The 24,559-nt window shown below is 62.5% G+C and carries 21 protein-coding genes; 13 read left to right on the top strand and 8 right to left on the bottom strand.

Annotated elements, in window-relative coordinates; all coding sequences use genetic code 11:
* Positions 1–10: 10 nt before the first annotated feature.
* From TU80_RS16915 to TU80_RS16865, 11 genes are all read left to right on the top strand, one after another.
* Complete coding sequence (locus tag TU80_RS16915; protein ID WP_057004952.1) at positions 11–331, top strand: DUF2388 domain-containing protein; 321 nt, start codon at positions 11–13, stop codon at positions 329–331.
* The gene (locus TU80_RS16910; RefSeq protein WP_057004951.1) at positions 328–2,289 is read left to right on the top strand and encodes a DUF7844 domain-containing protein; all 1,962 of its coding nucleotides are present in this window, start codon (positions 328–330) and stop codon (positions 2,287–2,289) included. Before TU80_RS16915 ends, TU80_RS16910 begins: the two co-directional genes overlap by 4 nt.
* Before the next feature lie 311 nt (positions 2,290–2,600).
* Positions 2,601–3,908: a CitMHS family transporter gene (locus TU80_RS16905; protein ID WP_017849048.1), complete on the top strand. Its 1,308-nt coding sequence runs from the start codon at positions 2,601–2,603 to the stop codon at positions 3,906–3,908.
* Positions 3,909–3,972: 64 nt separating this feature from the next.
* Complete coding sequence (locus tag TU80_RS16900) at positions 3,973–4,740, top strand: TerC family protein (protein WP_017849047.1); 768 nt, start codon at positions 3,973–3,975, stop codon at positions 4,738–4,740.
* Between the two features lie 211 nt (positions 4,741–4,951).
* Positions 4,952–6,610: a Na/Pi cotransporter family protein gene (locus TU80_RS16895; RefSeq protein WP_046381524.1), complete on the top strand. Its 1,659-nt coding sequence runs from the start codon at positions 4,952–4,954 to the stop codon at positions 6,608–6,610.
* A 57-nt stretch (positions 6,611–6,667) separates the two neighbouring features.
* The gene (locus TU80_RS16890) at positions 6,668–8,050 is read left to right on the top strand and encodes a M16 family metallopeptidase (RefSeq protein ID WP_057004950.1); all 1,383 of its coding nucleotides are present in this window, start codon (positions 6,668–6,670) and stop codon (positions 8,048–8,050) included.
* Between the two features lie 70 nt (positions 8,051–8,120).
* Positions 8,121–9,152, top strand: a complete 1,032-nt coding sequence (locus TU80_RS16885) for a DUF5924 family protein (protein WP_017849044.1) — start codon at positions 8,121–8,123, stop codon at positions 9,150–9,152.
* Between the two features lie 54 nt (positions 9,153–9,206).
* Positions 9,207–10,355 carry an ABC transporter permease gene (locus TU80_RS16880; protein ID WP_046381527.1) on the top strand — a complete coding sequence of 383 codons (1,149 nt, stop codon included), beginning with the start codon at positions 9,207–9,209 and terminating at the stop codon, positions 10,353–10,355.
* Positions 10,352–11,155 carry an ABC transporter ATP-binding protein gene (locus tag TU80_RS16875; protein WP_046381528.1) on the top strand — a complete coding sequence of 268 codons (804 nt, stop codon included), beginning with the start codon at positions 10,352–10,354 and terminating at the stop codon, positions 11,153–11,155. The genes TU80_RS16880 and TU80_RS16875 overlap by 4 nt, the downstream gene beginning before the upstream one ends.
* Before the next feature lies 1 nt (position 11,156).
* The gene (locus TU80_RS16870) at positions 11,157–12,095 is read left to right on the top strand and encodes an MlaD family protein (protein WP_046381529.1); all 939 of its coding nucleotides are present in this window, start codon (positions 11,157–11,159) and stop codon (positions 12,093–12,095) included.
* Complete coding sequence (locus tag TU80_RS16865; protein WP_057004949.1) at positions 12,092–12,703, top strand: ABC-type transport auxiliary lipoprotein family protein; 612 nt, start codon at positions 12,092–12,094, stop codon at positions 12,701–12,703. Before TU80_RS16870 ends, TU80_RS16865 begins: the two co-directional genes overlap by 4 nt.
* 103 nt (positions 12,704–12,806) lie before the next feature.
* On the opposite strand, the gene TU80_RS16860 is transcribed toward TU80_RS16865, so the two are convergent.
* The 5 genes from TU80_RS16860 to TU80_RS16845 form a co-directional block, all read right to left on the bottom strand.
* Positions 12,807–14,036, bottom strand: coding sequence for a nucleoside recognition domain-containing protein (locus tag TU80_RS16860; protein ID WP_017849039.1), 1,230 nt, complete (start codon positions 14,034–14,036; stop codon positions 12,807–12,809).
* A gap of 95 nt (positions 14,037–14,131) precedes the next feature.
* Positions 14,132–15,463 (bottom strand): glutamate/aspartate:proton symporter GltP, encoded by a 1,332-nt coding sequence (gene gltP, locus TU80_RS16855; RefSeq protein WP_046381531.1) that lies wholly within the window; start codon positions 15,461–15,463, stop codon positions 14,132–14,134.
* Between the two features lie 728 nt (positions 15,464–16,191).
* Entirely contained in the window at positions 16,192–16,659 is a 468-nt protein-coding gene (locus TU80_RS16850; RefSeq protein WP_046381532.1) for an inhibitor of vertebrate lysozyme family protein, read from the bottom strand.
* 2 nt (positions 16,660–16,661) lie between these two features.
* Positions 16,662–16,826 (bottom strand): DUF1328 domain-containing protein, encoded by a 165-nt coding sequence (locus TU80_RS31705; RefSeq protein WP_003170804.1) that lies wholly within the window; start codon positions 16,824–16,826, stop codon positions 16,662–16,664.
* A gap of 79 nt (positions 16,827–16,905) precedes the next feature.
* Positions 16,906–17,205, bottom strand: coding sequence for a hypothetical protein (locus tag TU80_RS16845; protein ID WP_017849036.1), 300 nt, complete (start codon positions 17,203–17,205; stop codon positions 16,906–16,908).
* Positions 17,206–17,581: 376 nt separating this feature from the next.
* Here TU80_RS16845 and algB point away from each other — a divergent pair, with 376 nt between their 5' ends.
* Together algB and TU80_RS16835 are read left to right on the top strand one after the other, a co-directional pair.
* Positions 17,582–18,928: a sigma-54-dependent response regulator transcription factor AlgB gene (gene algB, locus TU80_RS16840; protein ID WP_017849035.1), complete on the top strand. Its 1,347-nt coding sequence runs from the start codon at positions 17,582–17,584 to the stop codon at positions 18,926–18,928.
* A gap of 10 nt (positions 18,929–18,938) precedes the next feature.
* Positions 18,939–20,726 carry a KinB sensor domain-containing domain gene (locus tag TU80_RS16835; RefSeq protein WP_057004948.1) on the top strand — a complete coding sequence of 596 codons (1,788 nt, stop codon included), beginning with the start codon at positions 18,939–18,941 and terminating at the stop codon, positions 20,724–20,726.
* 3 nt (positions 20,727–20,729) lie between these two features.
* Here the strand turns inward: TU80_RS16835 and TU80_RS16830 are convergent, their stop codons facing one another.
* The 3 genes from TU80_RS16830 to TU80_RS16820 all read right to left on the bottom strand — a co-directional run bounded on the left by TU80_RS16830 (position 20,730) and on the right by TU80_RS16820 (position 24,557).
* On the bottom strand, positions 20,730–21,506 hold the full coding sequence (locus TU80_RS16830; RefSeq protein ID WP_057004947.1) for an N-acetylmuramoyl-L-alanine amidase: 777 nt from the start codon (positions 21,504–21,506) through the stop codon (positions 20,730–20,732).
* A gap of 88 nt (positions 21,507–21,594) precedes the next feature.
* Positions 21,595–23,682 (bottom strand): GGDEF domain-containing protein, encoded by a 2,088-nt coding sequence (locus tag TU80_RS16825; protein WP_057004946.1) that lies wholly within the window; start codon positions 23,680–23,682, stop codon positions 21,595–21,597.
* The gene (locus TU80_RS16820; RefSeq protein WP_046381537.1) at positions 23,679–24,557 is read right to left on the bottom strand and encodes an endonuclease/exonuclease/phosphatase family protein; all 879 of its coding nucleotides are present in this window, start codon (positions 24,555–24,557) and stop codon (positions 23,679–23,681) included. Before TU80_RS16820 ends, TU80_RS16825 begins: the two co-directional genes overlap by 4 nt.
* Between the last annotated feature and the right edge of the window lie 2 nt (positions 24,558–24,559).

Genomic DNA, 24,559 nt, shown 5'->3' with positions numbered 1-24,559 from the left:
GAGTCATTCCATGCGTAGCCCGCTGATCGCCGCCGCTCTCGGCCTGCTGTTGTTGACCGATGTCGCCCACGCGCAGACCTTGAAGGCCACCAGTAACATCATCGTCCGCGCCTCCGCGCGCACCATTGATTTCACCTCGGACACCACCACCTCCATCCGCGACTCCAAAATCGTGCGCGAAGCCCACGATGACGCCGCCAGCTTCGTCGCCAGCAACGGCGAGATCCGTGGCGCACAACTCGAAGCCGCCTTCGACACCCTGCGCACCCGCCTGCCGGAAGCCCGTGATGCCAGCGACCAGACCCTCGCCGAAGCCATTCTCGCGCTGTGAGGCGTCTCATCGCCTGGCTCCTGGCCGGGGCTGTGCTGTTGTGTGCCGGCGCAGCCCAGGCCAGCCTGCAACTGCGGCTCATTACCGAAGGTTTGAGCCCAGCCGAACAGCAGGCCAGCCAGGCGTTGCTCGATGAAGCGCTGCGCTCACTGCCGCCGCGCTTCATCGAACAGTTGGACCGGCGCATCGATGTCGGCTGGACCGACAAGATGCCCGCCAACGCCTACGGCCAGGCCTCCCTGGTGTCCGAGCTGGACCTCAACCGCAACCTGCTCGCCAGCCTGACCGACGGCAGCGCCGCCACCCGCAAGACCAACCGCCCCCACGGCACCGTGCGCCGGGAAATGCTCGCCACCGTGCTGCATGAACTGACCCACATCTACGACCGTGCGCGCCTGTGGCCCAGCGCCGAGCGCGCGCTGATCCGACGCTGCAGCCGCCAGAACAACATCACCGGCCTGGTCGGACTGCCCGATCAATGCCGTGGCCAGAACGACCGCCGCTTCACCCTCAGCGACGACCCGCGCCTGCTCGACCTCGCCGGCTGGCCGCAATACGTCGGCCGCCGCGGTGAGCGCGAGCAGCACAACCGCCAGGTCGCGCGCAGCCCGGACCTCTACGAAACCAGCAGCCCGCTGGAGTTCGTCGCGGTCAATATGGAATATTTCCTCCTCGACCCGAGCTACGCCTGCCGCCGCCCCGCGCTGTTCCGCTATTACAAGGAACACTTTGGCTGGGCGCCGCCCGCGCAAGACACCTGCGCCAAGACCTACGCCTTCCTCAACGCCGGCAACGATTTCGCCAAGACGCCCCTGGGCCATGTCGACCCGGAACGGGTCTACGAAATCGATTACCTGCTCGCCGAAGCCAACCAGAACCTGGTCAGTCGCTGGGGCCACAGCATGTTGCGCCTGGTGATCTGCGCGCCGGGGCGCCCTCGCGGCCCGGACTGTCGGCTGGATCTGGACCAGCATCTGGTGTTGTCCTACCGCGCCTTTGTCGGTGACGTACAACTGTCGAGCTGGGACGGCCTGGTGGGCAAGTACCCGTCACGGCTGTTCGTGTTGCCGCTGGCCCAGGTCATCGACGAGTACACCAAGACCGAGTTGCGCGGCCTCGCCTCGGTGCCGCTGAAGCTGACGCGCCGGGAGATCGAGGACACCGTCGAACACGCGGCCGAAATGCATTGGAGCTACGACGGCAACTACTTCTTCCTGTCCAACAACTGTGCGGTCGAAGGCCTGAAACTGTTACGCAGCGGCAGCGCCAACCCGCAATTGACCGGTCTGGACAACATCACGCCCAACGGGCTGCTGGAGGTCCTGCAGGCGCGCGGCCTGGCCGATACCAGCGTGTTGAACGACAAGCGCGAGGCGCTGCGTCTGGGCTATCACTTCGACTCGTTCCGCGAGCGCTACCAAGCGATGTTCGACGTGCTGCGCAAGCGCCTGCCGATCCAACAGACCCAGGTCGAAGACTGGCTGTCCCTGAGCGCGCAAGAGCGCCGCCACTGGTTCGAGCAGGCCGACCTGCGCACCAGCGCCGCATTACTGCTGCTGGAACAGGCAAGCTTTCGCAAGCAATTGATGCTGGCCCAGGACGAAGTCAAACAACGCTACCTCGGCGCCCGCGAGCTGAAAAATGGCGGCATGGAGAAAGCCAACGCCACGCTGCAGCAGATTCTCGCCAACAGCGGCTTCCTCAGCCGCCCGGCAGAACTGCTGGGCAGCGGTGGCTACGGCTTGCCGCAACCTTCGGAGTCCAAGCGGCTGGAATCGGAAAGTGCCGAGCGCCAGAAACAGCTGCAATCCCTGACCGGCGAACTGGATAAAGAGGTGAGGGCGCTGCTGGACCCGTCCCGCGCCGCCGAGATTGCCGCGTGCGAAGCCAACCTCAAGCAGGTTGGCGAACATCTGCGCAAACTGCACAAAGCAGCGGGCGGCCTCGAATTGCCCTGAAAATTTGCGCATACACCAGCTGAATGTGGGAGCGAGCCCCCTCCCACATGTTGATCTGCGCAGGCCTGGAGACCGTGTGTCATTTCCACCTCACCTGTTTGATCAACGAAAGCTGGCTGAAAGCTTACGCGTCTAGGATCGCCCCCACTGCCGGCAACAGACCGGCTGTTAACAACAACAATGGTGATTCCCGATGTCCGCTCGCTCCCGCCTGTTCGCCCCCACTCCACCCGTAAGCCTCGTGCCTCTCGTTCTGCGCTGACCCCACCCGGTTCGCCATTCCTTAGCCGCGCTACGCCTGGAGTATTCCTATGCTGACTTTCCTTGGCTTTGCCATGGTCATCACGTTCATGTTCCTGATCATGACCAAGCGCCTGTCCGCGCTGATCGCCCTGATCATCGTGCCGATTCTGTTCGCGCTGTTCGGCGGTTTCGCGCCGAAGATCGGCCCGATGATGCTCGAAGGCATTACCAAGCTCGCGCCGACCGGCGTGATGCTGATGTTCGCCATCCTCTACTTTGCCCTGATGATCGACTCCGGCCTGTTCGACCCGGCCGTGCGCAAGATCCTCAAGATGGTCAAGGGCGACCCGCTGAAAGTCTCGGTCGGCACCGCCGTGCTGGCCTTGGTGGTGTCCCTCGACGGTGACGGCGCCACCACCTACATGATCTGCGTGGCCGCGATGCTGCCGCTGTACCAGCGCATCGGCATGAGCCCGCGGATCATGGCCGGCCTGATCATCCTCGCCGGTGGCGTGATGAACATGACGCCCTGGGGCGGCCCGACCGCTCGCGCCGCGAGTGCGCTGCATGTGGACCCGTCAGACATCTTCGTCCCGATGATCCCGGCCATGGCCGCCGGCGTGGTCGCGATCCTGGTGATCGCTTACATGTACGGCAAGCGCGAACGTGCGCGCCTGGGTGAACTGCACCTGCAGGGCGACGAGATCGATCACAGCGAAATCAGCGTGTCGCAATACCCGGATGCCCGCCGTCCGAAGCTGATCTGGTTCAACGGCGTGCTGACCCTGGCGCTGATGTGTACGTTGATCGCCGGCCTGTTGCCACTGCCGGTGCTGTTCATGGTGGCGTTCAGTATCGCGATGATCGTCAACTACCCGTGCCTGCAACAGCAGAAAGACCGCGTCGCCGCCCATGCCGGCAGCGTACTGGCCGTGGTGGGGTTGATCTTCGCTGCAGGGATTTTCACCGGCATCCTGTCGGGCACCGGCATGGTCGACGCCATGTCCAAGAGCCTGCTGGCGGTCATTCCAGAAGCCCTGGGCCCTTACCTGGCGGTGATCACCGCGCTGGTGAGCATGCCGTTCACCTTCTTCATGTCCAACGATGCGTTCTACTATGGCGTACTGCCGGTGCTGGCCGAAGCCGCCAGTCACTATGGCATCACCGCCGTAGAAATGGCCCGCGCCTCCATCGTCGGCCAACCCGTACACTTGCTCAGCCCGTTGGTGCCATCGACTTACCTGCTGGTGGCCCTGGCCGGTATCGAATTCGGCGATCACCAGCGCTTCACCCTGAAGTGGGCAGTGCTGGTGTGCCTGTGCATAATGTTCGCGGCGTTGCTGATGGGGATTTTTCCGCTGTTCAGCACTCTATAATCGTACCGACTCACCGCGCGGCGCTGCAGCTGGCGCGGTTTAACACTCGCTTAAAGGAATACACATGGAATGGCTGACCAATCCGGAAATCTGGATTGCCTTCTTCACCCTGACGGCCCTCGAGATCGTCCTGGGCATCGATAACATCATCATGATTTCGATCCTGGTCAGCCGCATGCCCAAGCATATGCAGGCGCGTACCCGGATCTTCGGCCTGGCCCTGGCCATGGTCACGCGAATCCTGTTGCTGCTGTCCATCACTTGGGTCATGCGCCTGACCGACGACCTGTTCGTGGTCTTCGGCCAGGGCATTTCCGGGCGCGACCTGATCCTGTTCTTCGGTGGTTTGTTCCTGCTGTGGAAAAGCTCCCAGGAGATGTACCACGCCCTGGAAGGTGAAGACGAAACCCACGAAGAGCCCAAAGGCGCCGGTGGCAAGTTCATCTACACCATCATCCAGATCGCGATCATCGACATCGTGTTCTCCCTGGACTCGGTGATCACTGCCGTCGGCATGGTGTCCCACGTACCGGTGATGATCGCGGCGATCGTGGTCGCGGTGCTGGTGATGATGGCAGCGGCCGGCACCATCAGTGACTTCATCGACAAGCACCCGTCGCTGAAGATGCTGGCGCTGTCGTTCCTGGTAGTGGTGGGTACCGTGCTGATCGCCGAATCCTTCGACGTGCATGTGCCTAAAGGCTACGTCTACTTCGCCATGGCGTTCTCGCTGGCGGTGGAAGCGGTGAACATCAAGATGCGTACCGCCATCGCGAAAAAGAAGAAACAGCAGGACCCTGTGAAACTGCGCAAGGACATTCCGGGTCAATAATCTTGATCCGCTGCTGAAATGGGGCGTTCGCGCCCCATTTTTTCATCTGCACAAAACTGACTTCATGACAGTTTTGTTTCAAACCCGACTTTAGCTATGCGATGCTGGCGCACAGCCCTTTCGCCAACTACAGCTTAAGTACAAGACGTAGAACGGCACGCGGCAATTCTCATTGGCTCCTGTTGGAGCCCACCCACACGGGGGGCCGAGCATGCTGACCTTGCTCAATCTGCTTTCCGCCGTGACCCTGCTGATCTGGGGCACGCATATCGTCCGTACCGGCATCCTGCGGGTCTACGGTTCCAACCTGCGCCACGTCATCGGGCAAAACATGTCCAAGCGCTGGCTGGCGTTCGTCGCCGGTATCCTGGTGACGGCCATGGTGCAGAGCAGCAACGCCACCGCCATGCTGGTCACATCGTTTGTCGGCCAGGGCCTGATGGGGCTGATGCCTGCCCTGGCGACCATGCTCGGCGCCGACGTCGGGACGGCGCTGATGGCCCGGGTGCTCACCCTGGACCTGTCCTGGCTGTCGCCGCTGCTGATCTTTCTCGGGGTGATCTTCTTCCTCTCGCGCAAGCAGACACGGGCCGGGCAATTGGGTCGGGTCGGGATCGGCCTCGGGCTGATCATCCTCGCCCTGCAGTTGATCGTCGAAGCCGCCGGGCCGATTACCCACGCACAGGGCGTGAAGGTGCTGTTCGCCTCACTGACCGGCGACATCCTGCTCGATGCGCTGGTCGGCGCGTTGTTCGCGATGATTTCCTACTCCAGCCTCGCCGCCGTACTGCTGACCGCCACCCTGGCCGGCGCCGGAGTGATCGGCTTGCACGTGGCCATCGGCCTGGTGATCGGCGCCAACATCGGCAGCGGCGTGCTGGCCTTCCTCAGCACCAACATGCAGAACGCCGCCGGACGCCAGGTGGCCCTGGGCAGCCTGTTGTACAAATTGATCGGCCTGTTGCTGATCATCCCGGTGCTCGACCCGCTCGTGTTGTGGATGGACAGCCTGGATTACAGCGCCCAAGGCATGGTCATCAGCTTCCACCTGCTCTACAACGTCAGTCGCTGCCTGATCCTGCTACCGAGCATCGGCCCGATGGCCCGGGTCTGCGCGTGGTTGCTGCCCGAACGGGAAGAGACCAACGGCAAGGCCACGCCGCGCCACTTGGACCTCGCCGCCCTGGCCACGCCAAGCCTGGCGCTGGCCAACGCGGTGCGGGAAACCCTGCGCCTGGGCGACCTGATCGACAACATGCTCACCGCAATGCTCGAAGTGCTGCGCGGCAAACAGACGGCCATCACCCAGGAAATGCGCAGCCTCAGCGACGACGTCGAGGCGCTCTACAGCGCGATCAAACTCTACCTGGCGCAAATGCCCCGCGAAGACCTCAGCGAACAGGACAACCGCCGCTGGGCCGAGATCATCGAGCTGTCGATCAACCTGAAACTGGCCGGCGACCTGATCGAACGCATGCTGCGCAAAGTCCAGCAGCAGAAAACGTCCCAACGTCGCCAGTTCTCCGAAGTGGGCCTGGAAGAACTCACCGGCCTGCACAGCCAACTGATTGCCAACCTGCGCCTGGGCCTGTCGGTATTCCTCAGTGCCGACCCGGAAAGCGCGCGCCAATTGCTGCGCGAGAAACGTCGCTTCCGCGCCCAGGAGCGGCGCCTGGCCCATGCCCACGTCAGTCGCCTGCAACGCAAGATCGTACAGAGCCTGGAGACCAGTTCCCTGCATTTGGAACTGATTGCCGACATGAAACGCTTGAACTCATTGTTTTGCAGCAGTGCTTATGTAGTCTTGGAAACGTCCGACACCGGCGCGCTGTCCGCCGAAGATATTGCCGACATCACACATTCGCCCTGAACGTAAGACGGCCGCTGAAGTCAGTTAACACTGACCTCACTCGCCAGGAAGCCAGTTATGCGTCGCCTGTTACTCGCCTGCCTGCTCATGGGCTCTGCACACGCCTTTGCCTTTGACCGCCTGCACGTCGAGGGTTACACCTTGCCCAACGGCCTGCAACTGCTGCTCAAACCGGGCACCGAACGCGGGCATGTGGCGATTCGCCTGGTGGTCGGCGTGGGCCTGGATGACTTCCGTTGCGAAGACAAGGAACTGCCGCACCTGCTCGAACACTTGTTGTTCAGCGGTATCGACGGCGGCGGCGAAGGCGACCTCGAAGAACGCATGCAAGCCCTGGGCGGCGAGTGGAACGCCTACACCAGCAACGCCGACACCACCTTCGTGATCGAGGCGCCCGCGCAAAACCAGCGCAAGGTCCTGGACCTGCTGCGGGCGATCCTCACCCGCACCGAACTGACCGACGCCCATATCAATGCCGCCAAGCAGGTGGTCGAGCGCGAAGACGGCGGCCATTACTCGCACCTGCAACGCCTGCTGGACCGCCAGGACCTGGGCCACACCGCCAGCAACCAATTGGCGGTCGAACTGGGCCTCAAGTGCGCCGAACGCGCCGAGGCCGGCCAGTTGACCCGCGACCAGTTGGAGCAACTGCGCAAAAACTGGTACGCCCCCAACAACATGACGCTGATCATCGTCGGCGACCTCGACAAACTGCTGCCGGCCTATCTGGAACGCACTTATGGCCAACTTGTCCCGGTCGAGCCCACCGAGCATCTGGCCCTGCCGGAAATCCAGCACGCCGCCGCCAACCGCCGCGATCTGATCCATGGCTGGGTCGGCAACGGCGCCAAACTGCACTGGTTGTTCCCCGAGCCGGTACTCGACGACCAGCATGACGAAACCTACAACCTGCTCAAGGACTACCTCGACTGGGCGCTGTATCGCCAACTGCGCCTCAAGCACGCTTTGTCCTACGGCCCGTGGAGCGAACGCGAAGTGCTCGGCGGCGTCGGTTTCCTCAGCCTGAATGCCGACCTCGAACGGGAAAACCTCGCCGAAGCCAAACAGGTGTTGCAAGACCTCACGGCCCAACTGCTCAAGGACGGCCTCGACCCGGCGGCATTCGCCCGCCTGCAAAACGCCGCCATCGCACGCCAGGCCTGGGCCGTGCAGGGCAACAGCGCGCTGGCCGACTATTACTGGAGCGCCTCGGGCGACTACGACAACGGTCACTTCAGCGACCCGGTCAAACGCATCAAGGCCGTGAGCCTGACGCAGACCAACCAGGCCATGCGCCAACTCTTCAAGCAGCCGGGCTATTGGCGCATCGAGAAACCGCTGCTGAGCTACGACATGCTGAACTGGATCGGCGCCGGTGTGCTCGGGCTGATCGCGATTGGAGTGATCGGCGTGCGCAGTTATCGCAAACGGATCGCGTAATGAGGCACCGCACCCAGGGCTAAGACGTTATTCTGTCTGGGATTTTTCCTACAAAGACTGTGACCGCCGAATGCCGAACCTGAACCACTACATCCAGCGCATCCTCGAACTGATGAAGCGCTACCCAGGGGTGATTGCACTCGGCGGTTTCATCTCGGGGGTGAGCAGCTTCATTCTGGTGGACCGCCAGCAGGGCATGGCCAGCTGGATCGCGGTGATCATGCTGGTGAGCTGGCTGTGGCTGATGCTGGAAAACAGCTTTACCCAGCTGTTCACCAAACTCTTCAAGCGCGAAATCCCCGAACCGCTGCTGCGTTACGCCACCCAGATGATCCACCAGGAAAGTCTGTTTTTCGTGCTGCCGTTCTTTTTCATCACCACCACCTGGAACAGCGGCCAATCGATCTTCACTGGGCTGCTCGGCGCGGCGGCGCTGGTGTCGATCACCGACCCGCTGTATTACAAGTGGCTGGCGCCCAAACGCTCGCTGTTCCTCGCCTTGCACACCTTGACCCTGTTCGCCGCGCTGCTCACCGCGCTGCCGATCATCCTGCACCTGACCACCGCCGAGAGTTACAAGCTGGCCCTCGGCGTGGCCATGGTCCTGTCGATCCCGAGCCTGGCCGTAAGCCTGCCGCTGCGCAGCGTCAAAGGCTGGGCGATGCTGCTCGGGGTCACGGCCGCGATTGGCTGCGCCGGATGGTTCCTACGCAGTTGGGTTCCACCGGCCACCTTGTGGATGACCGAAGTGGCGATCAGCACCCAGTTGCAAGACCGCACACCCGGCGACGATCTCAAAGAGGTCAGCGCCGCCCAACTGCGCAGCGGCGGGCTGTATGCCTATACCGCGATCAATGCCCCGCGCGGGCTGGATGAGCGGATCTACCATGTGTGGAAATTCAACGGCCAGGAAGTCGACCGCATCGCCCTGGATATCCACGGCGGGCGCAAGGAAGGCTACCGCGCCTGGACCCACAAGCAGAACTTCCCGGCCGACTCCGTGGGGCGCTGGCAAGTCCGGGTGCTGACCGAGGACGGGCAGGTGATCGGTGTGCTGCGCTTCAAAGTGACTGACACAGCACAAACGGACAACCCAAAGTAAGCTGTATCGTGCTATTACGTAGGCATTGTGGATAGCCAGACAAGCTCGGAGCTTATGACCACTCGTACCTCGGCCGGCACAGCCCACCTCGATACGTCCACCGCCCCCCCGTTACTCAGGATTACGGGGGACTGGACGCTTGCCCACTACACAAACCTGAAGAAACTGTCGGACAAACTCGACGGCCAATACGACGCCGGTGCCCGCATCGACCTCAATGGCCTCGGTGCCCTCGACACAGCCGGCGCCTCACTGCTGGTGGAGCTGCTGGGCCCGGACCGCATCGAGCAATCTGCCGAGCAGACCGATTGCAGCCTGTCCGCCGCCGACCGCGCGCTGCTCAAGACCGTCTACCGCTCCCTGAACGATTTCTGCGTACCGGAAAAAGCGCCGGAAGAAGCCGCCGGCATCCAGTTGCTGGCGCGCATCGGTGCCGCGGTGGACACAGTGTGGCTGGACAGCAAGCAACTGCTGGGCTTTATCGGCCTGATCCTGGAAACCTTCGCCCGCAGCATTTTCCGGCCCAAGCGCTGGCGCGTGACGCCGATGGTTGCGCATATCGAACAGACCGGCCTCGACGCCGCGCCCATCGTCGCCTTGCTGACGTTTCTGGTGGGCGCCGTGGTGGCATTCCTCGGTGCCACGGTACTCAAGAGCTTTGGCGCGACAATTTTCACCGTGGACCTGGTGGCGTTCTCCTTCCTACGGGAATTCGGCGTCTTGCTCACCGCGATCCTGATCGCCGGCCGCACCGCCAGTGCCTTTACCGCACAGATCGGCTCGATGAAGGCCAACGAAGAAATCGACGCAATCCGCACCCTGGGCCTGGACCCGATGGAGTTGCTGGTATTGCCTCGGGTACTGGCACTGCTGGTGTCGCTGCCGATGCTGACGTTCCTGGCGATGCTCTCGGGGATTGTCGGCGGCGGGGTGGTGTGTGCGCTGACTCTGGATATTTCACCGGCGATGTTCCTCTCGCTGCTGCAGTCGGACATTGGCGTGAAGCATTTCCTGGTGGGCATGGTGAAAGCGCCGTTCTTCGCCTTCCTGATCGCCGCCATCGGTTGCCTGGAAGGCTTCAAGGTCAGCGGCAGCGCCGAGTCGGTCGGCGCCCATACCACCTCCAGCGTGGTGCAATCGATTTTTGTGGTGATCGTGCTCGATGCAGTCGCCGCGCTGTTCTTCATGGAGATGAGCTGGTGAGTCGCCGACCCCGAGCGCCCAGCGAGGCGGTGATCGAAGTCCGTGGGCTGTGCAATCGCTTTGGCAGCCAGAGCGTGCATGAAAACCTCGACCTGGATCTGTACAAGGGCGAAATCCTCGCCGTGGTCGGCGGTTCCGGCAGCGGCAAGTCGGTGCTGCTGCGCAGCATCGTCGGCCTGCGCCGGCCCAGCGCAGGCGAGGTACGGGTATTCGGCAAGGACTTGTCGAACCTGCCGGAGCATGAGCGCTCCCTGGTGGAACGACGCTTTGGCGTACTGTTCCAGAAGGGCGCGCTGTTTTCCTCGCTGACGGTGATCGAGAACGTCGCGCTGCCGCTGATCGAACACGCCGGCCTGAGCCGCGCCGACGCCGAGCACCTGGCTGCGGTCAAACTGGCCCTGGCCGGGTTGCCGTTGTCGGCGGCCGACAAATACCCGGCGTCGCTGTCCGGCGGCATGATCAAGCGTGCAGCCCTGGCCCGTGCCCTGGCGCTGGACCCGGACATCCTGTTCCTCGACGAACCCACCGCCGGGCTCGACCCGATCGGCGCCGCGCAATTCGACCAACTGATCCTGACCCTGCGCGATGCGCTGGGCTTGAGTGTGTTCCTGGTCACCCATGACCTGGACACGCTGTACACCATCACCGACCGCGTGGCGGTGCTGGCGCAGAAGAAAGTGCTGGTGGCCGATGCCATCGATGTCGTCTCGGAAACCGACGACGCCTGGATTCACGAATATTTCCACGGCCCCCGGGGCCGCGCGGCATTGGATGCCGCTCAACCGCTCAACGAGGTATGACATGGAAACCCGAGCCCATCATGTGATGATCGGTCTGTTCAGCGTGATTGTGGTGGTCGGCGCGATGCTGTTCGGCCTGTGGCTGGCCAAGTCCAGCGTCGACACCGCGTTCCAGGATTACGAAGTGATTTTCAACGAGGCGGTCAGCGGCCTGTCCCAGGGCAGCTCGGTGCAGTACAGCGGGATCAAGGTGGGCGATGTCATCAGCCTGCGCCTGGACCCCAAAGACCCGCGCCGCGTGCTCGCGCGCATCCGCCTCTCCGGGCAGACGCCGATCAAGGAAGACACCCAGGCCAAACTGGCGCTGACCGGCATCACTGGCACATCGATCATCCAGCTCAGCGGCGGCACACCGCAAAGCCCGAAACTCAAGGGCAAGGACGGCAACCTGCCGGAGATCATTGCCTCGCCATCGCCAATCGCGCGGTTGCTGACCAACAGCAACGACCTGATGACCAGCATCAACCTGCTGCTGCACAACGCCAACGAAATGTTCTCCGCGCAGAATGTCGAGCGCATCAGCAACACCCTGGACCACCTGGAACAAACCACCGGCGCGATTGCCGAGCAGCGCGGTGATATCAAGGTGGTGATGCAGCAACTGATGCAGGTCAGCAAGCAGGCCGGTGCCGCCCTGGAGCAGACCACTGCGCTGATGCGCAATGCCAACGGCCTGCTCAACGATCAAGGCAAGCAGGTCTTCGGCAGCGCCGAACAGGCGATGAAATCCCTTGAGCAAAGCACCGCGACCATCAATACCTTGCTGACCGATAACAAGGACTCGGTGAACAGCGGCATGCAGGGCCTCAACGAACTGGCGCCGGCCGTGCGCGAACTGCGCGAAACCCTCGGTTCGCTGCGCGCCATCTCCCGCCGCCTGGAAGCCAACCCCAGCGGTTACCTGCTGGGCAGCGACAAGAACAAGGAGTTCACGCCATGAAGCGTGCTTACCAACTGATCGCCCCCGTGGCCCTGGCGCTGGTCAGCGCGTGCTCGATCCTGCCCAGCCCCAACCCGTCCGACGTCTATCGCCTGGCCTCGGCCCCGGCGACCACCCAAGCGGCGCCGGTAGCCTGGTCGCTGCGCGTGACCAAGCCGCAGACCAGCGAGTTCCTCGACAGCTCGCGCATTGCCGTGGTGCCCCAGGGTGATCTGATCAGCAGCTACGCCAACTCACGCTGGAGCGACCCGGCGCCGGTGCTGCTGCGTAACCGCTTCATGGATGGCTTCCAGCGCGATGGCCGGGTGACACTGCTGAGCAGCGACGAGACCAACCTGCAGGCCGACTACGAGTTGGGCGGGCAATTGCAGGCGTTCCAGAGCGAATACCGCGGCAACGCGGTGGAGGTGGTGATCCGCCTGGATGCGCGGCTGGTGCGCGGCAGCGATCAGCGGATCATTGCCAGCCGCCGGTTTGAAGTGCGCCAGCCGGTCGGCGACAACAAAGTGCCGGCGGTGGTGGCCGGGTTTGGGCTGGCGGGGGATCAGTTGAACAAGCAGGTGGTGGATTGGGTGGTGGCGCAGGGCAACACTGCGCCGAAACGCTGAGGGCCTCATCGGGAGCAAGCTCCCTCCCACAGTTGACCGCGTTTCGTCAGGATGAATACGGTTGAGTGTGGGAGGGAGCTTGCTCCCGATAGCTATCCAAGCCTTAACCGAAAAACCAGTAGCACACCGCAATCGCCGCCACCACACCAGCAAACTCCGCGAGCAATGCACAACCCACCGCATGCCTTGCCCGCTGAATGCCCACCGAGCCGAAATACACCGCCAACACATAGAAGGTGGTCTCGGTACTGCCCTGAACCGTCGCCGCCACCAACGCCGGGAAGCTGTCGACGCCCTGGGTCTGCATGGTCTCGATCAACATCGCCCGTGCGGCACTGCCGGAGAACGGCTTGACCATCGCGGTCGGCAGCGCGTCGACGAAGCGCGTGTCCAGGCCGGTCCAGGCCACCACATGACGAATGCCTTCCAGGCCAAAGTCCAGCGCGCCGGACGCACGCAACACGCCCACCGCGCAAAGCATCGCCACCAGGTATGGCAGCAGGTTCTTGGCGACGTCGAAGCCTTCTTTGGCCCCTTCGACAAACGCCTCGTACACCTTCACCTTGCGCAACGCGCCGACCAGCAGGAACAGCATGATCAGACCAAACAGCGTCAGGTTGCCGAGGATCGACGACAGCCCGGCCAGCGCCGTGGCGGACAAGGTCGCCAGCAATGCCATGAAGCCGCCCAGCAGCAGTGCGCCCGGGATCAAATAGGCCAGCACCACCGGGTCCCACAGCCGCAGGCGCTGCATCACCGCCACCGAGAGCAGGCCCGTCAGGGTCGACGCGCTGGTGGCCAGCAGGATCGGCAGGAACACCAGCGTCGGGTCGGCCGCGCCTTGCTGGGCGCGGTACATGAAGATGGTCACCGGCAACAGCGTCAGCGAGGACGCGTTGAGCACCAGGAACAGAATCTGCGCGTTACTCGCGGTATTGGGGATCGGGTTGAGTTCCTGCAACGCCTTCATGGCTTTCAGGCCGATGGGCGTGGCGGCGTTGTCCAGGCCCAGGCCGTTGGCGGCGAAGTTGAGGGTGATCAGGCCGATGGCCGGGTGGCCGGCCGGCACTTCCGGCATCAGCCGGCGGAACAGGGGGCCCAGGGCCTTGGCCAACCAATTGACGATCCCGGCTTTTTCGGCGATGCGCAAAAACCCCAGCCATAACGTCAGGGTGCCAAACAGCAACACCATGACCTCCACCGACAATTTGGCCATGGCGAAAATGCTTTCCACCATCGCCGCAAAAATCCCGGCGTTACCGCCCACCAGCCATTGCGCCAGTGCTGACACCATTGCCACGACAAAGAAGCCAAGCCACAGGCCATTGAGCATCAGTTGAATCCCCCGAAAGATGGGGCGAATGATAGCGGGGCTGGCAGAAACGACAAACCCCGGATTTCCCGGGGTTTGTTCGCATCAGGCTGGCCTCAGCCGCGGCTGGTCTCGCCGACCGGCAGCACTTGCTTGGTGCGCCAGTGCGGCAGGGAGTTCCAGTAGCGCTCGCCCTTGGCATCGTCGTACATGCCTTCCCAACGGGAGATAACCAGTACCGCCAGGGCGTTGCCGATCACGTTGAGCGCGGTACGCGCCATGTCCATGATTCGGTCGACGCCGGCAATGAACGCCAGGCCTTCCAACGGAATGCCCACGCTGCCCAGCGTCGCCAGCAACACTACGAAGGACACACCCGGCACACCGGCGATGCCCTTGGAGGTGACCATCAGCGTCAACACCAGCATCAGTTGCTGGCCGACCGACAAATCAATGCCATACAGCTGCGCGATAAAGATCGCCGCGATGCTCTGGTACAGGGTCGAACCATCGAGGTTGAACGAATAACCGGTCGGCACCACGAAGCTGCAGATGGCCTTCGGCGCGCCGTAGGCTTCCATCTTCTCGATCACACGCGGCAGCACGGTTTCCGAACTGGCGGTGGAGTAGGCCAGCACCAGCTCATCCTTGAAGATACGCATCAGCTTGATCACCGAGAAGCCGAACAGGCGTGCGATCAGGCCCAGGACCACAAAGGCGAAGAACAGGATGGCGACGTAAACCAGGATCACCAGCTTGGCCAATGGCAGCAGGGAAGCGAAGCCGAAGTTGGCGACGGTCACCGCGATCAGCGCGAACACACCGATAGGCGCGTACTTCATGATCATGTGGGTGACTTTGAACATGCTCTCGGACACGCCCTGGAACATCGTCACCAACGGTTCGCGCAGCTCAGGCTTGAGGCTCGACAGGCCCAGGCCGAACAGCACGGAGAAGAAGATGATCGGCAGCATCTCGCCACGCGCGACGGCGGCAAAGATGTTCGACGGGATCAGGTTGAGGATGGTCTGGACGAACGCATGCTCATGCTGCACTTCCGCTGCGGTCGCCTGGTACTTGGAGATGTCCACGGTACCCAGGGTACTCATGTCGATGCCCGTACCGGGGTGGAACAGGTTGGCCAGCAACAGGCCGACCACGATGGCGATGGTGGTGACGATTTCGAAGTAAAGGATGGTTTTGACACCGATGCGCCCGAGCTTTTTCGCGTCACCGACACCGGCAATGCCGACGATCAGCGAAGAAATCACAATCGGGATCACGATCATCTTGATCAGGCGGATAAAGATATCGCCCGCTGGCTGCAGCACATTGCTGATCCACCAGGCCTTTTCAGCACTGAAATGGTTGAGCACGGCACCGATTGCGATACCCAGCACCAAACCGATGAGGATCTGCCAGGCGAGGCTTAGCTTTGCCTTCTTCATGTCATTACCCTTACTTCAAGTGAACTTAAGGCAAATGCGCCAGCTGCAACGCTCGGAAGCGAAAAAGTGTGTGCATCTGCCTCCGTAGAAAGTCATCGCCGCATGGCCGAAATGGCTTACTGGCAGGCGAAAAAAGGCGCAACTATTCCCATGCAAGGGGGCGACGTCTAATGCCGTAAACGCCTACCCCATGCCGAATCGGCATGGCTTTTTTTAAGAATAACTGTCCGAACGGTCAGTTCAAATGCGACATGTTGCCCGGTGAATATGCCGTGAACCGGTCAAATCAGGCTCGCTCAGAGATTCAGGAGACCTCAGGGCATTCGCGAAAATGCCTGTGTATTCAGGGGCCTGTTGTCTGAAATGTCCTATAGCGCAGGCAAAATTTTCTCGATAGATGGTCGCCCCGACATACCCAGTAATGATTGGGCTCGGGCGAAAAGAAGACTCTCGGCTATGAGCGGCATAAGAAGCGGGGATGAACGTCATAAGCGCGCCGCAAATCCAGCAAGCTCGAAAGCGGGTGGACTTGCGGCGCAGCTTTTCACCTGACCCGGCCCTTGCGCAGGCACTCCCTGTCCCCGTAGGTCGCGCCGATCGCGAAGGATCAGAGCAACCCGGCCCCCTGGTCATGCATCACCCTTGGCGAGCGATGCAAACAGAAAGAAGCGCACAGGCTTCTTTCTATGGACGCCAGTCCCGTAGACGACAAATGCATCAGACGGAACCTAGTACCAATTCGGATCTTTCTTAAGCTGCTCCATCAGCAGTTTTTGCATGCCTGCGTCCGGCTTACCGATAAACCGGTAATCGGCGTGCCGGGTCGGGGACTTGTCCGCCGGCAGGCCGGCCGGGACTTCCACCAACATGGCGTAGGCATCTTCCTTGTCGTAACTGAAGGCGACGATCAGGCGCTTGTTTCGGCAGGTGTCTGCGGTTTCGCAGAGCGGCCCGACCAAGTACTTGTCGCCACCTTCTTCGACGGCATTCATTTGCTCGGCGGCGCCAGACAGGTTCATGACCCATTCTGGCAGGCGCTCTTCTTTCTTCACCACGCTTTGCCAGGTTTCACGGTACTGCGGGTCCGCGCCGAGCAATTCGTTGGCGCGGCTCTGGCCGTCGTGAGCGGCCATCGCCAAGCCGCTGCCGCCCAGGAGCAGGACGGCAGCCATGGTTTTGAGGGACAAACGGGTCATATTCAGCCTCGGCCACGACGACCAAAGAAGAACGAAGCGATGAACATCACCAGGAAGACCACAAACAGGATCTTGGCGATACCCGTGGCGGTGCCCGCGATACCACCGAAGCCCAGGACTGCAGCCACAATGGCGATGATCAGAAAAGTGATTGCCCAACTCAACATGGTGATTCTCCTTACGCTTTTATAGGGGGTGACAGCGGTACTGCCGTGCAATCGCTCAACTCAAGCGACCTTTTATTGCCTAGAACACCCAACGTTCCTGGGATGGCAGTTCATTCAGGGCAGACGCCTGGTCAACCATCCGCAGTTGGGGAACGGTTACATCGGCAGAAACGCTGCCAACGGAACGGCTATCAATGGAACGAAAGTGGGTCTGGGTCATCGCCGGACGTTCGAAATGCGGGGTTTGCTGCTGACTCTGCTGCCAATGCTGCAGCTGCTGGCCGCCAATCAACGTGACCATCAAGGCCAGGCTAGCGAACAGGCCTTGTTGCAAGCGCAGTGGCGATACATGCAGTGAGCTGAGGCTTGGGCGAGTCATGCTGCTTTCTCCCGCATTTTGATTATTCGTTAGGAGAGCTATTGCAGAGCGCATGCCAGTTTTTTTACAAAATAATATTCAACTAAATCAATAAGTTAGATATATGCGACCGGAGCAAAGCCCAGCATCCTGCACGATGGCCGCCTGGGCGCCGTGCGAAATGCACGATCGCCAGCGGTCGGATCGACGGATAGAAAACCCATCGAGCGTTGCCGAAGTGGCAAGAAGGCATGAAAACGCCATTGGGCGCAGGCTTTGTAGGAATGCAGGCAGATAGCTGCACGACGTTGCGTTTTATCGATCAGAATGAACCATGCAACTTGCCCGATTATTCCGGGACTAAACACCATCATTCATATTAAGGAGCGCGGGACAGATGGAATCAGCCAAGGAACTTCAAGGCCGCATTCTTTTGGTGGACGACGAATCCGCGATCCTTCGTACCTTCCGTTATTGCCTGGAAGATGAGGGCTACACCGTAGCCACCGCCAACAGCGCCGCCCAGGCCGATGCCTTGATGCAACGCCAGGTGTTCGACCTGTGCTTCCTCGACCTGCGCCTGGGCGAGGACAACGGCCTGGATGTGTTGGCGCAGATGCGTATCCAGGCGCCGTGGATGCGCGTGGTGATTGTGACCGCGCATTCCGCCGTCGACACCGCGGTGGATGCCATCCAGGCCGGCGCGGCTGATTATCTGGTCAAACCGTGCAGCCCCGACCAACTGCGTTTGGCCACCGCCAAACAGCTGGAAGTGCGCCAGCTCTCCGCGCGCCTGGAAGCACTGGAAGGCGAAGTGCGCCAACCGAAAGACGGTCTCGACTCCCACAGCCCGGCGATGATGGCGGTGCTGGAAACTGCGCGCCAAGTGGCCGGGACTGACGCCAACATCCTCATCCTCGGCGAGTCCGGCACCGGTAAAGGCGAGCTGGCGCGGGCCATTCATGGCTGGAGCAAGCGCTCGAAGAAATCCTGCGTCACCATCAACTGCCCGTCGCTGACGGCGGAGCTGATGGAAAGCGAACTGTTCGGCCATAGCCGCGGAGCCTTTACCGGCGCCAGCGAAAGCACCTTGGGCCGGGTCAACCAGGCGGATGGCGGCACGCTGTTTCTCGACGAGATCGGCGACTTTCCCCTCACTCTGCAACCCAAGTTGCTGCGTTTTATCCAGGACAAGGAATACGAGCGCGTGGGCGACCCGGTCACCCGGCGCGCCGATGTACGCATCCTCGCGGCCACCAACCTGAATCTCGAAGACATGGTGCGCGACGGCCGCTTCCGCGAAGACTTGCTGTACCGCCTCAACGTCATCACCTTGCACCTGCCGCCGTTGCGCGAACGCAGCGAAGACATCCTGGCCTTGGCCGACCGCTTCCTCGCCCGCTTCGTCAAGGAATACGCCCGCCCGGCGCGGGGCTTCAGCGATGAGGCACGCGAAGCGCTGCTCAACTACCGCTGGCCGGGCAATATCCGCGAGCTGCGCAACGTGGTGGAGCGCGCGAGCATTATCTGCCCGCAGGAAAAAGTCGAAATCAGCCACCTCGGGATGGCCGAACAGCCGACCAACAATGCCCCCCGTATCGGTGCAGCGTTGAGCCTGGACGAGCTGGAAAAAGCGCATATCGGCGCGGTACTTGCCACCAGCGACACCCTGGATCAGGCGGCCCGCACCCTGGGCATCGACGCGTCGACGCTGTACCGCAAACGCAAACAGTACAACCTGTGAGCGGCACCCTATGAAGTTAGCGATGACATTGCGCACTCGGTTATTCCTGAGTATCTCAGCGCTGATCACCGTCGCCCTGCTGGGGTTGATCCTGGGCCTGGTCAGCGTGATGCAGATGGCCAAGACCCAGGAGTCGTCGATCCGCAGCAACTTCATCACCCTCGACCTGGGACTCAAACTGCGCCAGAGCCTGGGCGATCAGTTGATGATGATGCTCGAACAGCGCCCCAATCCCGAGGCGCTGCAAGCGTCCGAACAGCGTTACTTCGAGCTGCTCGACCAAGGCATTGCGCATGAACAGCGCGACGGGAACAGCGGCGGTTTCAGCCGGGCCCGGGCCGACTATCAGCGCTTCCTGGCGGCTTTTGACGAGTCTCAACAAGCGTCCCCACCGCCCGGCAGCAAAGAGAAAATCACCGAAACCTTCAATGTCCTGCGTAACGGCCTGATCGCCGAGCACAAGCAGGCCTTGGAAAACATCAGCGCCAGCGAACATAAATCCCGCGAGCGCGCCTTGTTGATCGCCGGGCTGCTGGGGTTGGTTGGCCTCGCGGTGTTGATCATCGGTTTTGTTACCGCCCATGGCATCGCCCGACGGTTTGGCGCGCCGATCGAAGCACTGGCCAAGGCCGCCGACAAGATCGGGCAAGGCGATTTTGAAGTGACCCTGCCCATTTCTTCGGCAGCGGAAATGAACCAACTGACCCGGCGCTTCGGCATCATGGCCGAAGCCTTGCGCCAGCATCAGGCAACCAATATCGATGAGTTGCTCGCCGGCCAGCAGCGCCTGCAGGCGGTACTCGACAGTATCGACGACGGCCTGTTGATGATTGACCGGCAAGGCCGCCTGGAGCACCTCAACCCAGTGGCACAGCGCCAGTTGGGCTGGGACGAGGAACGTCTCGGCCAGGGCCTGGGCGAGGCGCTGGGTCGCCCGGAAATGGACGATCAGCTGCAACTGGTGCTGCGTGGCGGCAGCCTGGAGCGCGCGCCGGACGACCTGGAAGTGGAAGTCGAGGGCGAACTGCGCCTGCTGACCTACAGCCTGACGCCGGTGAGCCACACCCAGGGGCATATCCTCGGTGCCGTGATGGTGCTGCATGACGTCACCGAACAGCGCGCCTTTGAACGGGTACGCAGCGAGTTCGTGTTGCGCGCCTCCCACGAACTGCGCACGCCGGTGACCGGTATGCACATGGCCTTCGGTTTGTTCCGCGAACGCGCGAAGTTTCCTGCGGAGTCCCGTGAAGCGGACCTGCTGGATACGGTCAATGAAGAAATGCAGCGCCTGATGCAACTGATCAACGACTTGCTCAACTTTTCGCGCTACCAGAACGGCCTGCAGAAACTCACCCTGGCCCCGTGCGATGTCACCGACCTGCTGGAGCACGCACGGGCGCGCTTTGCCGAGCCGGCGAATGCACAACACATCGAACTGCTGGTAGAAGCCCAGCCCGACCTGCCTCGGCTGTATGCCGACCAGGCGCAACTGGAACGCGTGCTCGACAACCTGTTGGGCAACGCCCTGCGCCATACCGCCGAGGGCGGGCAGATCCGTCTGCAGGCACGGCGCCATGGCGAGCGGGTGATCATCAGCGTCGAGGACAACGGCGAAGGTATCGCCTATGGCCAACAAGGGCGCATCTTCGAACCCTTCGTGCAGGTGGGTCGCAAGAAAGGCGGCGCCGGCCTGGGGCTGGCGCTGTGCAAGGAGATCGTGCAACTGCACGGTGGCCGCATGGGCGTGTATTCGCGGCCGGGGCAGGGCACGCAGTTCTACATGGCGTTGCCGCTGTAGCGATTAACGCCGGTCGAGGGCACGCAGGATCGCGGCACTCTCGGCATCCGGCGTGCCATCGAACAGCGCAGGGCGAAAGTGCATCTGGAACGCGGCGAGCACATGGCGCGTGGCGACGTCCAGCTCACCAGTCTGCGGCGTCTGGTAGCCCAGGTGCGCCAACGCTTCCTGGAACCAGGTGATGCTCGGCAGTTCCGTGGCGTACTGCGCCTGGAAGCGTGCCACCGCCTGCGCGTCGGGCCAGACGCCCAAGCCTTTCTCGGCCAGGCGCTTCCATGGGAACAACGGCCCCGGGTCCAGCTTGCGCAGCGGCGCGATGTCGCTGTGACCGATGATGTTTCTGGGGTCGATGCCGTTGCGCGTGCTGATGTCCTTGAGCAACACCTCCAGGGATTTCACCTGCGCTTCGGAATACGGGTACCACACGCGGCCCGTCGGCGTGTCGCGGAACCCTGGGTTGACGATCTCGATCCCGATGGAGCTGGAGTTCAGCCAGGTGCGGCCCATCCACTCGCTTTCCCCGGCATGCCAGGCGCGCTGGCTTTCATCCACCAGCTTGTAGATGGTGCCCGAAGCGTCGTCGCCGATCAGGTAATGGCTGCTGACCTGACCATGGGTCAGCAGCGCCAGGGAGCGTTCGAGGTTGGTCGAGGTGTAATGGACGACCACGAACTGCACGCGGTTGTCATGGTTGACCGAAGGGTGGCTGGTATCCAGGCGCGGGCCGCTGGCGCAGCCGCTGAGCAGGAGGAACACAAAGGCGAAGTACACGGATTTCATGGCGGATAACGTTACGCTGAAGACGATAATGCAACAGTGTAACGTACCGTTTGTGGCCCGAACGTCAAATTACAAAATGGAACATCTTTTAGGCCGCCTGCACCCGGTTACGTCCCGCTGCCTTGGCCCGGTACAACGCCTCGTCGGCGCGCTTGAGCGCCAGGTCGCTGCGCTCGCCGGGCTGGAACTGCGCCACGCCCATCGACACCGTGATCGTCACCGGCTCGCCCTTGAAGTGGAACGGGCAGACTTCAATCGCCGCACGCAGCGCTTCGCCGGCGGCGAGGGCATTCGCCAGGGGTGAGTCGGGCATCAGCAACACAAACTCTTCGCCGCCGAAGCGCGCAATGAAGTCGCCGGGGCGCAGGCGCTTGCGCAGCACGCTGGCGATGATTTTCAGCACTTTGTCCCCGGCCAGGTGCCCGTAACCGTCGTTGATACGCTTGAAGTGATCGAGGTCCAGCATCGCCAGCGACAGGCTGTTGCCGCGCTGATGCCAGAGGTTGACCTCATGGTCCAGGCGCTCGCTCCACGCGGCACGGTTGGGCAAGCCGGTAAGCGGATCGACCAACGCTTTCTGGCGCTGTACTTCGAGGTGATCGCGATAACCCTGGGCCTCCTGCTCCATATTGGCGACGCGTTCGGCGAGCCCTTTCAAGCGCTCCGCCACTTCCTGCTCGCGCAGGTCACGCTGCTGCTGGTGCTGGTCCATGGTGCCGAGCAGGCCTTCAAGGTGGCTTTCCAATACCTGCTTGAGGCTGTCCAGGTCGGCGGCGCCCTGCACACTGCTTTGCAGGCCGTCGACCTGTTCGCGGATTTGCGTGTCCAGCTCACGGGCGGCCGAGCGACTGTCGGCATAGCCTTCGCTGGCCGTCTGCAGATGGCCCTGGAATGCTTCGAGGCGTTCGTTGAGCTGCTTGAGGTAGGCCTCGAACTCATGCTGGCCGCTGTCGGTGATCGCCAGCATCAGCGTGGCCAGGTCATCGAGGATCGGCAGCAGTTCGTACCAGTTCAAACCATGGGCCAGGCGCTCGCGCATGGCTTCGGCCTGGGGCCGGTGGCGCTCGGGCAGGGACAGGTCTTCCAGCAGGCCAAGCAAGGTGTCTTCAATGTGTTTGGCCACGGAGCTGTAGGACGGCTCCGGCGAATCGGGCAGGGCGTAGATTGCGTCCGCCAGCAGCTCGTCCGGGTCCGGCGCGTCCAGCACCGGCGGCAGTGACAGGCTGCCGATGACGGTTTGTTGCGGTGCATCGACCTGAACCGGCGGTGGTTCGATAAGCGCGGCGAGTGCGCTTTCGGCGCCAGGTTCTGGCGCCGCTGCTGGAAGCGCGGCAGGCGCCGCCACTTCGACGGGCCGGGCGATCGGCACGGGCTGGGGCGCGGCTTCGGGGGCGACGACCGGGCTCACGACCTCGGCCACCGTGGCCGCCTTGGCTGCCGCCACCGGTTCCGGCGGTTCCGGCGGGGGCGGGGCCGAGCCTTGCGGCAACGGCGCGAACGCCCGCAGGGCCTGGGCCAACTCGTCGGACTGGGGCGGCGGTGCCGCCTCGGCGACAGGTTCGGGCACCGGCCTGGCGGCGGCGACGGGCGCAGAAGGCGCAGAAGGCGGCGGCGCGGGCTCGCCGGTCGGCGCCTCACTCGCAACTTCCTTGGCGCCAAACAGACGTTGCAGCAGGCCGGGACCGGGGCGTGGGGTTTCGCCGTCCGGTTCCAGGTTATTCAACGCCTGCCCTTGCAGGTTGCTCAACTCACTGAGCAACAGCGGGATCTCGCGCGCCTGGCCCACGCGGCTATCCAGCTGCTTGGCGAAGGTTTTCAACGGGCGGGCCACCTCGCGGGGCAGCGGCAGTTTCTGCAACTGCGCAACCAGGGCCGTGAGCGCGGCGCTCATCTGGTCAATCCGGGTTTCGCGACGCTGCTCCGAATCCAGTACGGCTTTTTCCAGGCGCGGCAGCAATGCGGCGAGGGCGGCATCCATGTCGTCGCTGCGCACCACGTCGCGCATTTCCTTCATGCATTGATCGACCGCGCGGTCGGTGCCTTCAGCGGCCAACGTACTGCGCACCAAGCCTCGGCGCAGCAGGTCGAGGCGGGCGGCCCAGCGGCGTTCGAGTTTGTCTTGTTGATCGATGCTTTTAAGGTATTTCTCTTTCCAGCGCTGGGCTTCGTCGCTCATGCAAGGGGTCCGCGAGGGCCGGGGCTCAACGCGGGCAATGCATCCACCGTGAGCGAACCCGGCAGACGAATCTCTACCGCGACCGGCAGGTGATCGGAGATGGGCTGCGCCAGCACCTGCACACTTTCAAGCGTGAGGGTCGGACTGAGCAGGATGTGGTCAAGACAGCGTTGCGGGCGCCAGCTGGGGAACGTGGCTTCGACTTGCGGCGCCAGCAACCCAAGGTCACGCAACGGGGAATTCTGCAGCAGGTCGATGGCATGGGTGTTCATGTCACCCATCAACACCTGATGCTTGTAGCCGCCAATCAACTCACGCACGTAGGCCAACTGCAGGTTGCGGGTCCGCCCCCCGAGCGCCAGGTGCATCATCACCACCACCAGGGCTTCCGAACCTTCGCCAAAACGCACGAGGATCGCGCCACGACCCTTGGGGCCCGGCAATGGGTGATCTTCGATGGCCGATGGCTTCAGGCGGCTGAGCACGCCGTTGCTGTGCTGCGCCAGACGCCCGAGGTTGCGATTGAGTTGCTGATACCAGTAGGGAAATGCACCCAACTGGGCCAGGTGTTCCACCTGGTTGATGTAGCCGGAGCGAATGCTGCCGCCGTCGGCTTCCTGCAGGGCGACCAGGTCGAAGTCGCCCAAAAGGTCGCCGATCTTCTGCAGGTTGCCGGCCCGCCCGTTGTGGGGCAGCAAGTGCTGCCAGCCACGGGTGAGGTAGTGCCGGTACTTCTCGGTACTGATACCCACCTGGATATTGAAGCTGAGCAGCCGCAGGCGGCTGTCCGCCGGCAGGCCCGTGGATTCCAGGTGAGCTTCGTTGACCTGCGGGTCATGCAGACCGACAACGCGTTCGGTACCCCAGCGACGCATGG

Origin of the sequence: Pseudomonas veronii (assembly GCF_001439695.1) — a bacterium.
Taxonomy (GTDB): Bacteria; Pseudomonadota; Gammaproteobacteria; order Pseudomonadales; family Pseudomonadaceae; genus Aquipseudomonas; species Aquipseudomonas veronii.
This window is presented reverse-complemented; position numbering and strand designations above follow the sequence as displayed.

What these genes read in the sequence shown, in the direction of transcription:
- TU80_RS16915 (WP_057004952.1), top strand. Translation starts at nt 11, where the DNA reads ATGCGTAGCCCGCTGATCGCCGCCGCTCTCGGCCTGCTGTTGTTGACC.
- TU80_RS16905 (WP_017849048.1), top strand. Translation starts at nt 2,601, where the DNA reads ATGCTGACTTTCCTTGGCTTTGCCATGGTCATCACGTTCATGTTCCTG.
- TU80_RS16900 (WP_017849047.1), top strand. Translation starts at nt 3,973, where the DNA reads ATGGAATGGCTGACCAATCCGGAAATCTGGATTGCCTTCTTCACCCTG.
- TU80_RS16895 (WP_046381524.1), top strand. Translation starts at nt 4,952, where the DNA reads ATGCTGACCTTGCTCAATCTGCTTTCCGCCGTGACCCTGCTGATCTGG.
- TU80_RS16890 (WP_057004950.1), top strand. Translation starts at nt 6,668, where the DNA reads ATGCGTCGCCTGTTACTCGCCTGCCTGCTCATGGGCTCTGCACACGCC.
- TU80_RS16885 (WP_017849044.1), top strand. Translation starts at nt 8,121, where the DNA reads ATGCCGAACCTGAACCACTACATCCAGCGCATCCTCGAACTGATGAAG.
- TU80_RS16880 (WP_046381527.1), top strand. Translation starts at nt 9,207, where the DNA reads ATGACCACTCGTACCTCGGCCGGCACAGCCCACCTCGATACGTCCACC.
- TU80_RS16870 (WP_046381529.1), top strand. Translation starts at nt 11,157, where the DNA reads ATGGAAACCCGAGCCCATCATGTGATGATCGGTCTGTTCAGCGTGATT.
- TU80_RS16865 (WP_057004949.1), top strand. Translation starts at nt 12,092, where the DNA reads ATGAAGCGTGCTTACCAACTGATCGCCCCCGTGGCCCTGGCGCTGGTC.
- TU80_RS16860 (WP_017849039.1), bottom strand. Translation starts at nt 14,036, where the DNA reads ATGCTCAATGGCCTGTGGCTTGGCTTCTTTGTCGTGGCAATGGTGTCA.
- gltP (WP_046381531.1), bottom strand. Translation starts at nt 15,463, where the DNA reads ATGAAGAAGGCAAAGCTAAGCCTCGCCTGGCAGATCCTCATCGGTTTG.
- TU80_RS16850 (WP_046381532.1), bottom strand. Translation starts at nt 16,659, where the DNA reads ATGACCCGTTTGTCCCTCAAAACCATGGCTGCCGTCCTGCTCCTGGGC.
- TU80_RS31705 (WP_003170804.1), bottom strand. Translation starts at nt 16,826, where the DNA reads ATGTTGAGTTGGGCAATCACTTTTCTGATCATCGCCATTGTGGCTGCA.
- TU80_RS16845 (WP_017849036.1), bottom strand. Translation starts at nt 17,205, where the DNA reads ATGACTCGCCCAAGCCTCAGCTCACTGCATGTATCGCCACTGCGCTTG.
- algB (WP_017849035.1), top strand. Translation starts at nt 17,582, where the DNA reads ATGGAATCAGCCAAGGAACTTCAAGGCCGCATTCTTTTGGTGGACGAC.
- TU80_RS16835 (WP_057004948.1), top strand. Translation starts at nt 18,939, where the DNA reads ATGAAGTTAGCGATGACATTGCGCACTCGGTTATTCCTGAGTATCTCA.
- TU80_RS16830 (WP_057004947.1), bottom strand. Translation starts at nt 21,506, where the DNA reads ATGAAATCCGTGTACTTCGCCTTTGTGTTCCTCCTGCTCAGCGGCTGC.
- TU80_RS16825 (WP_057004946.1), bottom strand. Translation starts at nt 23,682, where the DNA reads ATGAGCGACGAAGCCCAGCGCTGGAAAGAGAAATACCTTAAAAGCATC.
- TU80_RS16820 (WP_046381537.1), bottom strand. Translation starts at nt 24,557, where the DNA reads ATGCGTCGCTGGGGTACCGAACGCGTTGTCGGTCTGCATGACCCGCAG.